We start from the raw sequence: 9,992 nt of genomic DNA, 5'->3' as shown, positions 1-9,992 counted from the left end.
ATAGGTGGACGACTTTTAAGCCGCCCGCAGCAGGACAATCCAGCCGCTACCGTGGACTAATTTTGCACCGCCGTTCTCACGGGTGAGGCCGATCGATTTCGGTGCCGAGCGGTTCGACGCCATGATCTATTTCGGCGAGGGTAACGCGCCCGACGCCGACCATCTGAAAGTGTTCGACGAGCAGTTGACGGCCTGCATCGCCCCGGCCCTGTTGGCCGCACGGCCCATTGCCGAGCCGGACGATCTCGCGGGACAGCAATTGTTCCAGCTCGAAACTCGGCCACACGCCTGGGCCGCGTGGTTTGCGGGACAGGGGGCACAGGCTCCAGCCATTTCCGGGATGATGTTCGATCAATTCGCACCCATGGTGGAAGCGGCGATCGCCGGGCTCGGGATCGCGCTTCTGCCTCACTATCTTGCCGAGACCGAGATTTCGAACGGTCGGCTGACCCCCATCCTGCGACCCGCTGTCGCTGGAACAGGAGCCTACTGGCTGGCCTGGCCACGCATGCGCGGAAGCTACAGGCCGCTCATGGCATTCAGGGAATGGCTCGAGCGGGAATGCGGCAGTCAAGCGGACGACACTTGACGCCCATATGCGCTCCATCTCCGCCGGAACGTTCAGGCCCCGGGCCGGCCTTGCGATTGGCCGGGAGTTTGAAGCACAATGGACCGTGCGCGGCGCGCCAAAATGCTGCCATTCCAGGGGGAGATCGATGATCGATTCAGACGCACGGGCATTGCTTGCCGGACTTTTCGATGCGGCCGTCGCGGCGGCGGATCCTTACGATGCGATCAGGGCACATCTACCCGAAAAGCCCAAGGGCAGGACCGTGGTCGTCGGGGCCGGCAAGGCCGCCGGGCAGATGGCGGCGGCGTTCGAAGCACTTTGGGACGCGCCGCTGGAAGGAGTCGTGGTCGACCGATACGGCCCCGTGCCCAGGACGGAACGGATCAGGGTCCTGCAAGCCGCGCACCCCAACCCCGACCAGGCGGGGATCGCTGCCGCGCGCAGCCTTCTCGCCGCGGTCGACGGTCTTTCGGCCGATGACTTGGTGGTAGCCCTGATCTCTGGAGGGGGATCGTCGCTCCTGCCCTGCCCGGCCGGGGAATTGAGCTTTGAAGACGAACTGGCCGTCAATGCCGCGCTGCTGCATTCGGGGGCGCCGATTGCCGCGATGAATGTGGTGCGCAAGCATCTCTCCGCCATCAAGGGCGGTCGCCTGGCGCGCGCGGCGGCGCCGGCGCGCGTGGTCAGCTTCATCATTTCGGACGTAGCGGGAGACGATCCGGCCATGGTCGCCTCAGGGCCGACGGTGCCGGGAAAAGAGACGGTCGAGGATGCGCTGGCCATTGTCGACGAATTCAAGCTGGCCCTGCCCGAGCGGGTCGCGCTGCATCTGCGCAGCCGGGCAGCGGCGGCCCCCTCGCCCGATGACCCGGCATTCCGGCGCAACGCGGTTCACGTCATCGCCTCGGCGGGCGTCTCCCTCGACGCCGCTGCGGTCAGCGCCCGAACGCTCGGGATCGAGCCGATGATCCTCTCGGACGCCATTGAAGGGGAAGCGCGCGATATCGGGCGGATGCATGCAGCGATCGCGCGCGAAACTGCGCTTCGAAACCGTCCGTTCCAAAAGCCGGTGGTGATCCTTTCCGGGGGCGAGACCACCGTAACCATAGGCAATGGCAGCGCCGGCAAAGGCGGACGCAATACGGAATTGCTGCTGGCGCTGGCCCATGACATCGAGGGCGTGGCCGGAATAGACGTGCTCGCTGCCGATACGGACGGGATCGATGGTTCGGAAGACAATGCCGGCGCCTTTGCCGATGGCAAGAGCCTTTCGCGCATGCGGGCGGCCGGGGTGGACCCCAAAGCCGCGCTGATCGGCCATGACGCCTGGAGCGCCTTCCACGCCAGCGGCGACCTCTTCGTCCCCGGCCCCACCGGCACCAATGTCAACGACTTCCGAGCCATGCTGGTGCGCTGATTTCGGAGGCTTTTCAGGCCTATGGGCGAAAGGGCGACGCGAGCCGCTCATTCCCGCCACATGGACATCGGGCCCTGACTCCACTAGTAAAAACCTTGAGCAAGGGTTGGGACCGATGAGCATTAGATTTGACGAAGTCGGGCAGAGGCTGCGGGCCTATCGGCTGGGCAAGAGGCTCAGCGCGGATCAGATCGCGGAGAGGATCGGCGTTTCCCGCGCCGCGGTCTATCGCCTGGAAAAGGGCGAGATCGTCAAGATTCAGGCCCTGGAAGCCTTGTCCGACCTGCTGGAGGTTTCGCTGCCCTCGCTGCTCGGCGTGGAAGTGGAATATTACAGCAATGCCCTGGGATTCTTCGAGCGCATGCGGCAGCTCGAGGATCAGGCCACCCATATCATGGGCAATTTCTCCCCCCTGTCGTCGCTGATCCTTTCGGATCGCTACATGAAGTTCCTGCGCATCATGCTGATGGAAGCGATCCCGGCCGGGGAGAACGGCAGAGCCGGACGCGAAGACCTCATCGACCGGGTGCTCGAACTGCTGGTACAACGCCGGGACTCGTTCAAGAAAAAGCGCGCGCCGATCGTGAGCATAGTGGGCGAGCAGGACCTCGAGCGAATCCTGCGCCTGGGGCTGATTGGCCGCTTCGACCATTCCACCGAAACGCTGAGGGAACGCCGGGCCGCCGCGCGGCACGAAGTGGAGGAAATCCGCGACGCGATGCTCGACCAGCCCATCGGCATGCAGATCGGGGTGATCGAGGGCCAGCCCCCGACCCAGACCTTCCAGATCTACGAACTGGGGAGCAAGTCGACGGTGACGCTGAGCCCCTATCGCCTGGGCGACCAGCCCAACATCTCCTCGGGCATCGCGCTGGTCACCTCGGCACCCGAAGCGATCAAGTCCTTCACCAATACATTCCTGGGCGAATGGCAGCGGGCGCGGAAAGGGTCGGAAGGCGCGGCCGTTCTGCAACGTATTCTCGACCGCACCTCCAAGGAAGAAACCGAAGGCGCCTTCTGAAAATGAGAACATGCTGGCCCAATGCCACCCGCCTTGTCTTGCGGGTGGTGTTGCCATGCCGGTCGAGACCTTTTGCATCGCGTTTCCGGCGTGTTCCGCAAAAGGAAACTCGTATCAAAATTTATAAAATGCGGGTTTTCGCATTGATTTTTTGTATTTGAGCAGTACCATGATCCAAGGGAAAGCACTGGAATTGCGTGCCCCTAAAGGAGAGGATGAACAATGAGCATCAGAAAATTCGCCATTGCCACGGCAGCGGCTGCACTGGCCGTTTCCGCGAGCGGGGCAGCGTGGGCGCAAACTCAGGTGAACGTCGCACTCGATTGGGCCTTCCTGAGCTATCAGGCGCCCTTCACGATCCCCGTCGATGACGGGACCTTCGCCGATCTCGGCCTCGACGTCACCGTGGACCGTGGGGGCGGGTCGGTGGACTCGATCTCCAAGGTCGCCAGCGGTTCGTACGATTTCGGCCATGCCGACATGTATGCGGTGGCCCAGTTCAACGCCCAGAACCCCGAGCGCCCCGTCATCGGCGTGATGCTGACCCACGACCGAGCCCTAGTCACGGTGACCACGCTCAAGTCGAGCGGCATCGAGACGCCGGCCGACCTGGCTGGCCGGACGATCGCCGCACCGGCCGGGGATTCGAGCCGCCAGCTGTTCCCGGTATTCGCCGAGCTCAACGGCCTCGATCCGTCCTCGGTCTCCTGGCTCGACGTCACCGCCGACCTGCGCGAAACCCTCTTGATCCAGGGCAGCACCGACGCCATCTCCGGGCAGTTGACCACCGTGGTCCCCAACCTCTTGTCGCGCGGCGTCAGCGCCGACGACTTTACGGTGATGGCCTATGCCGATTACGGCCTCAATTTCTACGGCCACATGGTGATCACGCGCCCCGAATTCGCCGAAGCCAATCCGGACGTGGTGACCGCCTTCCTGACCGGCATGGCCCATGGGTTCAACGTGACCTATGCCTCGCCGGAAGCGGCCTATGAATCCATCGTCAAGCGCGATGCCTTCCTCGACCGCGACGTCGAGCTGTCGCGGCTCGAACTGGCATCCTCGGGCTTTTTCACCGAGAACGTCCTCGAGAATGGCCTGAGCTCGCCCGATATGGAGCATCTGCAGGACAGCCTCGCCTCGGCCGCCGAAATCTTTGGCTTCGACGCCCCGGACGTTTCGACCGTCTATGACGACAGCTACCTGCCGGCGCGCGAATTGCTGCAGATCCAGCAGTAATTTTCCGCGCTGCCGGGAAATTCATGCACCAAGCTGCCGCGCCCCCCGCGCGGCGGCTCCTCACTGGAGCCTGCGATGTCCCCCCGCCATGCCATCCGCTTCTATCTCAATGGCGAACTGGTCATTCTCGATGACGTCGCGCCGGATCTCACCATCCTCGACTATCTGCGGGTGAACGCCATGCTGCGCGGCACCAAGGAGGGCTGCGCCGAGGGGGATTGCGGCGCATGCACCGTGCTTGTCGGCCGGCTCACCGGAGAGGACGGCGGGGAGGAAAAGCTCCAATACCAGGCGATCAACAGCTGCATACGGTTTCTCGCCACCCTCGACGGATGCGACCTCGTCACCGTCGACCATCTCAGCACGCCGGACGGCGCCCTGCATCCGGTGCAGGAGGCGATGGTCGACAAGCATGGCAGCCAATGCGGGTTCTGTACCCCCGGCTTCGTCATGGCGCTTTACGCCATGTGGCTCAACGGCACCCATGCCGACCGGGAGTCGGTGCTGCTCAATCTCCAGAACAATCTGTGCCGCTGCACGGGCTACCGGCCCATCGTCGATGCGGCGCTGTCGATTTCCGACTATGGCAATGTGGATGACGATCCCCTCGTCCGCTCCTCCGCCGAAGCCCTGGCCCGGCTGCGCGACCTCAAGGACGGCAAGCGCGTGGTGATCGAGAGCGCGAACGGCCGGCTGTTCCTCCCCGCCGATGCGGACGATCTCGCGGCCATCCTTGCCGAGCACCCCGAAGCGACCATCGCCGCCGGCACTACCGATGTAGGGCTGTGGGTGACCAAGATGATGCGCAGCATCGCGCCGGTAGTGTTCATCGGCCATCTCGACGATCTGCGGGGCATCACCGTCACACCCGATGCGGTGGAGTTCGGCGCCACGGTCACCTATGAAGACGCGCGCCCGGCGGTGGAAAGCCATTTCCCAGCGCTGGTCGCGCTGTGGGATCGCATCGCCGGCACTCAGATCCGCAACATGGGCACCATCTGCGGCAATATCGCCAATGGCTCGCCGATCGGTGATACGCCCCCGCCCCTGATCGCCCTCGGCGCGGAAATCGTGCTGCGCAAGGGCAACGTCCGGCGCGCGGTGCGGCTGGAGGATTTCTTCATCGCCTATGGCAGGCAGGACCGCCAGCCGGGCGAATTCGTCGAGAGCGTGCGCATTCCGCGGCCCGATCCGCAGAGGCTGTTTGCCACCTACAAGGTCAGCAAGCGCCGGGACGAGGACATCACGGCGGTACTCGGCGCATTCAACCTGCGGATCGAGGACGGCGTGGTCCGCGAGGCGGCCATCGCCTATGGCGGCATGGCGGGCATCCCCTGCCGGGCGCGTCGGGTCGAGGCGGCGCTGCTCGGCCAGCCCTGGACGCTGGCGACGGTCGAGCGGGCCATGACGGCCTATGAGGACGATTTCCAGCCCCTGTCGGACTGGCGGGCCAGCGCGGACTATCGCATGACGGTGGCCAGAAATCTTCTCATGCGCTTCTATCTGGCGAGCCTCGACAAGACGGATGAACGCTTGGCGGCGGGAGGCGTGCTGTGACGGCCAACAGCTTCAGGCGGGAAACCCTCGAACGGTCGATCAAGGGCGGCAAGGGCCAGTCGGAGCGCCACGATTCCGCCCATAAGCACGTGGCGGGGATTGCCGAATATATCGACGACATGCCCGAGCCGGCCGGCACGCTGCATCTTTATATCGGGCTATCCAAGGTGGCGCATGGGGAGGTCACCCGGCTCGATCTCGATCCGGTGCTGGCCATGCCCGGCGTGGTCGGGGTGCTGACCGCGGCGGATGTTCCGGGCCTCAACGATATCAGCACCGTGCACAAGAATGACGAGCCCTTGTTGGCCGAGCGGGTGGTGCAGTTCTGGGGCCAGCCGCTGTTCGGAGTCCTGGCGCAGACGCGCGGAGAAGCGCGCAAGGCCGCGCAGGCGGCCCGGATCGACTATGCGGCCCTACCGCATGTCAACGACATCGCCGCGGCCCGCGCGGCCGGCAGCGCCCTGGTCACCGCCGACATCACCTTCCTGCGGGGCGATGTCGAAGGCAATCTCGCCGCGGCGAAACGGCGGGTCGAGGGCAGCATAGCCATCGGCGGACAGGAGCATTTCTACCTCGAAAGCCAGATCGCCTTCGCGTTTCCCGGCGAGGACGACGAGGTCACCGTCCATTCCTCCACCCAGCATCCGAGCGAAGTGCAGCACATCGTGGCGCAGGTTCTCGGGGTGCCGTTCAACGCGGTCACCATCATCGTCCGGCGCATGGGCGGCGCGTTCGGGGGCAAGGAATCCCAGGCCAATTTCTTTGCGGCGGTCGCCGCCGTGGCGGCCAGGAAATTCGGGCGGCCGGTCAAGGTGCGCCCCGATCGCGACGACGACATGACGATGACCGGCAAGCGGCACGATTTCGTCGTCGACTACACTGTCGGCTTCGACGACGAGGGCCGCATCGAGGCGGTGGACGCGGTGCTGGCGGCGCGCTGCGGCTATTCGGCCGACCTGTCCAGCCCGGTTATGGACCGCGCGCTGTTCCAGGCCGACAATGCCTATTACTATCCGGCGGCGCGGCTGCGCAGCGAACCGCTCAAGACCCATACGGTCTCCAATACCGCCTTCCGGGGGTTCGGGGCGCCGCAGGGCATGGTGGCGTGCGAGCGCTGGATCGAGGATATCGCCTATGCGCTGGGCAAGGACCCGCTCGATATCCGCAAGCTCAATTTCTACGGCGAGACCGAGCGCAACGTCACCCCCTATCATCAGGTGGTGCGCGACAACATCCTCATGCGCCTGGTAGAGGAGTTGGAGGACAGCTGCGCGTATCGCCGGCGCCGGGCCGAGATCATCGCCTTCAACAAGAGTTCGCCGGTGCTCAAGCGCGGCCTGTCGCTGGTGCCGGTCAAGCACGGCATGAGCTTCGTCACCACCGCATTCAACCAGGCCGGCGCGCTGATCCATGTCTATACCGATGGCTCCATCCACCTCAACCACGGGGGCACGGAGATGGGCCAGGGGCTTTACGTCAAGATCGCCCAGATCCTGGCCGACGAATTCCAGGTCGACCTCGACCTGATCAAGATCACCGCGACGACCACCGCCAAGGTGCCCAACACCTCGGCCACCGCCGCCTCCTCGGGCACCGATCTCAACGGCATGGCCGCCGCCGATGCGGCCCGGCAGATCAAGGAAAGGCTGATCGCCTTCGCCATGGAGAAATATGGCGTCGCGCGGGAGAGCGTCGCCTTCGCCGCCAATACGGTGCTGGTGGGCGAGCAGGAGTTTGCCTGGGCGGATTTCATCAAGGACGCCTATATGGCGCGCGTCCAACTCTCGGCGGCAGGGTTCTACAAGACCCCGGACGTGCATTGGGACCGCAGCACGGCCAGCGGCAGCCCGTTCTTTTATTACGCCTATGGCGCGGCGTGCGCGGAAGTGGTCATCGACACCCTGACCGGCGAATACAAGGTGGAGCGCGTCGACATCCTCCACGATGTGGGGCGTTCGATCAATCCGGCCATCGATATCGGTCAGATCGAGGGCGCCTTCATCCAGGCGATGGGGTGGCTGACCACGGAGGAGTTATGGTGGGACGAGCGCGGCCAATTGCGCACGCATGCCCCCTCCACCTACAAGATTCCGCTCGCATCCGACGTGCCGCCGGTCTTCAACGTGAAGCTGGCCGACTGGTCGGTGAACAAATCCCTCACCATCGGCCGCTCCAAGGCGGTGGGCGAGCCGCCCATGATGCTCGCCACCTCGGTGCTCGAAGCCATGTCGATGGCCGTGGCGAGCGTGGCCGATTACACCCTCGCTCCCAATCTCGACGCTCCGGCGACCCCGGAGCGGGTGCTGATGGCGGTCGAACGGCTCAAGGCCCGACGCAAGCCGTCATGATGGCCCTCCCGCCCCGTCTCACGCCTGTGAGCCAGGCGGCAATAGTGCGACTCAAGGACGCTCCGCTCTCGATCCGGCCTGCCGGGCGTGGTATCGCCAGCGGCGCGGGACATGACGCTGCGGCGCCTGCACACGCCGGCGCGAAGAGCGCCATGGTCTTCGCGCCAACAGAGAACGGGCCGTCCGGCCCGAGGGAAGCAATGGCTATCGAGGCTTTGCCGCGCGCCCGCGCGGTGCTTCGAGACGCAATCAGGAATGCATTTCAATGACAAAGACGAAGGTAACTGGGGGTGGCGCCGATTCGGCGCTCGCTACAAATCTGGAAAACGGGGCCGCGGCCAATGACCAGGATCCCCCCGAGGTTCGGGAAGCGAAAAAGCGCGGCGTGTTCCGGCGCGAGCGCGACCTCATGGGCGAGGCCGATATGCCCGCCGACGCCTATTGGGGCGTCCACAGCCTGCGGGCGCTGGAGAATTTCCCCATTTCGGGCGTCAAGGTCGGCGATTTTCCCGAGCTGGTGCGGGCGCTGGCCCTCGTCAAGCAGGCCGCGGCGCGCGCCAATTGCACGCTGGGCGATCTCGAAGCGGACAAGGCCGGGGCGATCGAGCGCGCCTGCGAAAGGGTGATCGCCGATGCCGGCTTCGCCGACCAGTTCGCCGTCGACATGATCCAGGGCGGGGCCGGCACCTCGACCAACATGATGGCCAATGAGATCATCACCAACATCGCCCTCGAGGCGGGCGGGCACGCCAAGGGTAGCTACCACCTGCTGCACCCCAATGACGACGTCAACATGGCGCAGTCGACCAATGACGTCTATCCGACAGCCCTCCGACTCTCGCTGATCTTTGCCACCGAGCCGCTGCTGGCCGCCCTCGAGGAGTTGGGCGATGCCTTTGCGCGGAAATCGGCCGAATTCGCCGATGTGCTCAAGGTGGGGCGCACCCAGTTGCAGGACGCGGTGCCGATGACCGTGGGCCAGGAATTCAACGCCTATTGCACGGCGATCCGCGACGATGTGATCCGCCTGCGCGAGGCGGCCGCGCTGTTCTGCCAGATCAATCTCGGCGCCACGGCGATCGGCACCGGCATCACCACCGATGCGCGCTATGCGCCGCTGGTGACGGAAGAACTCTCCCGCGTCTCGGGCTTGCGCCTCGCCCTCGCCCCGGACCTCATCGCGGCCACCTCCGACATGGGGGATTTCGTCCAGTTCTCGGGCGTTCTCAAGCGCGTCGCGGTCAAGCTCTCCAAGCTCAGCAACGACCTGCGGCTGCTCTCCAGCGGCCCGCGCGCCGGGCTGGGGGAGATCCGGCTGCCCGTGATGCAGGCCGGCTCCTCGATCATGCCGGGCAAGGTCAATCCGGTGATCCCGGAAGTGGTCAACCAGGTGGCGTTCATGGTCATGGGCCACGACCTTACGGTGACGCTCTGTGCCGAGGGCGGGCAATTGCAGCTCAACGCGTTCGAACCCACCATCGGCTATTGCCTGCTGACCTCCCTGCGCCAGCTCACCGCCGCGGTGACCGTGCTGCGGACCCGGTGCGTCGAGGGGATCGAAGTCGACCGCGAGCGCTGTCTGGCGCTGGTCGAAGATTCGATCAGCCTGGTGACAGCACTGGCTCCGGTACTCGGCTACGAAACCTCCTCGCGCGTCGCCAAGCGCGCCCTTTCGGAACAGCGCCGGGTGAGCGAGATCATCCTCGAGGAAAAGCTCCTTGCGCCCGACGCGCTGGCCGAGCTGTTCCGGATCGAGAACATGACCGCCCCCAGCCAGGCTCCGCTCAGGGCCGGCCGGGCACGATCCTGACGCTGGAAGCCATCGAGCCCATGGCAGAA

Annotated in this window: 7 protein-coding genes; all 7 read left to right on the top strand. The window is 65.1% G+C overall.

The window, feature by feature from the left end; all coding sequences use genetic code 11:
- Positions 1-82 precede the first annotated feature (82 nt).
- Positions 83-589 (top strand): LysR substrate-binding domain-containing protein, encoded by a 507-nt coding sequence (locus tag DVH29_RS03970; RefSeq protein ID WP_281270801.1) that lies wholly within the window; start codon positions 83-85, stop codon positions 587-589.
- A gap of 127 nt (positions 590-716) precedes the next feature.
- Positions 717-1,988: a glycerate kinase type-2 family protein gene (locus tag DVH29_RS03965; RefSeq protein WP_114644858.1), complete on the top strand. Its 1,272-nt coding sequence runs from the start codon at positions 717-719 to the stop codon at positions 1,986-1,988.
- Between the two features lie 115 nt (positions 1,989-2,103).
- Positions 2,104-3,009 carry a helix-turn-helix domain-containing protein gene (locus tag DVH29_RS03960; RefSeq protein WP_158541551.1) on the top strand — a complete coding sequence of 302 codons (906 nt, stop codon included), beginning with the start codon at positions 2,104-2,106 and terminating at the stop codon, positions 3,007-3,009.
- A gap of 222 nt (positions 3,010-3,231) precedes the next feature.
- Positions 3,232-4,248, top strand: coding sequence for an ABC transporter substrate-binding protein (locus tag DVH29_RS03955; RefSeq protein WP_114644856.1), 1,017 nt, complete (start codon positions 3,232-3,234; stop codon positions 4,246-4,248).
- 75 nt (positions 4,249-4,323) lie between these two features.
- Positions 4,324-5,805: a xanthine dehydrogenase small subunit gene (gene xdhA, locus DVH29_RS03950; protein ID WP_114644855.1), complete on the top strand. Its 1,482-nt coding sequence runs from the start codon at positions 4,324-4,326 to the stop codon at positions 5,803-5,805.
- Positions 5,802-8,153, top strand: coding sequence for a xanthine dehydrogenase molybdopterin binding subunit (xdhB, locus tag DVH29_RS03945; RefSeq protein ID WP_114644854.1), 2,352 nt, complete (start codon positions 5,802-5,804; stop codon positions 8,151-8,153). Before xdhA ends, xdhB begins: the two co-directional genes overlap by 4 nt.
- 265 nt (positions 8,154-8,418) lie before the next feature.
- A complete protein-coding gene (locus DVH29_RS03935; protein WP_114644852.1) occupies positions 8,419-9,963 on the top strand; it encodes an aspartate ammonia-lyase in 1,545 nt (514 codons plus the stop codon).
- Positions 9,964-9,992 lie beyond the last annotated feature (29 nt).

Origin of the sequence: Pelagibacterium lacus (assembly GCF_003345525.1) — a bacterium.
Lineage (GTDB): Bacteria > Pseudomonadota > Alphaproteobacteria > Rhizobiales > Devosiaceae > Pelagibacterium > Pelagibacterium lacus.
Note: the sequence above shows the minus strand (reverse complement) of the source record. Positions and strands in the feature narration are given on the sequence as shown.

Excerpts from the sequence above, each read along its gene's own strand:
- DVH29_RS03955 (WP_114644856.1), top strand. The coding sequence starts at position 3,232 with ATGAGCATCAGAAAATTCGCCATTGCCACGGCAGCGGCTGCACTGGCC.
- DVH29_RS03965 (WP_114644858.1), top strand. The coding sequence starts at position 717 with ATGATCGATTCAGACGCACGGGCATTGCTTGCCGGACTTTTCGATGCG.
- xdhA (WP_114644855.1), top strand. The coding sequence starts at position 4,324 with ATGTCCCCCCGCCATGCCATCCGCTTCTATCTCAATGGCGAACTGGTC.
- DVH29_RS03935 (WP_114644852.1), top strand. The coding sequence starts at position 8,419 with ATGACAAAGACGAAGGTAACTGGGGGTGGCGCCGATTCGGCGCTCGCT.
- DVH29_RS03960 (WP_158541551.1), top strand. The coding sequence starts at position 2,104 with ATGAGCATTAGATTTGACGAAGTCGGGCAGAGGCTGCGGGCCTATCGG.